This is a genomic window from Oceanospirillum sediminis (assembly GCF_014164585.1).
GTDB lineage: Bacteria > Pseudomonadota > Gammaproteobacteria > Pseudomonadales > Halomonadaceae > Oceanospirillum > Oceanospirillum sediminis.
Genome location: NZ_JACJFM010000287.1, coordinates 1 through 329, shown reverse-complemented (window position 1 = coordinate 329; position 329 = coordinate 1). Strand labels below are relative to the sequence as shown.

General features: G+C 42.9%; 1 protein-coding gene. It reads left to right on the top strand.

The genetic code is table 11. From position 1 onward, the window contains the following. A partial coding sequence (locus H4O21_RS25620; RefSeq protein ID WP_220495902.1) for a hypothetical protein occupies positions 1 to 186 on the top strand: 186 nt, incomplete at its 5' end. Between the last annotated feature and the right edge of the window lie 143 nt (positions 187 to 329).

Genomic DNA, 329 nt, shown 5'->3' with positions numbered 1-329 from the left:
ATCATCACAGCAAGCGCCCACACGAATTATCTGACTGAATTTTTAAAGAGCAGGTTAAGCGATGAACTCGTCTCGCTCAACCGAGGCTGCGCATTTTACAGAATGCAGGCCTCAGAGTCAATCATTTTTTTAATCTTTTTTCCGATTCTTCCTGAGAAGAGAGAAAAGAACCTGAGAGAGACATAAAAGTAAAACTCAGTAAAAACAATTGGTTACTGCTGTTCATCGGGTCACCCCGTGACAGCGAGGGCGTATTATACGCACCCGGAAGCAGAGTACAACCCCCTGAGCAAAAATAAGTGCATTTTTTGTAAAAAAGTTACAGCAGC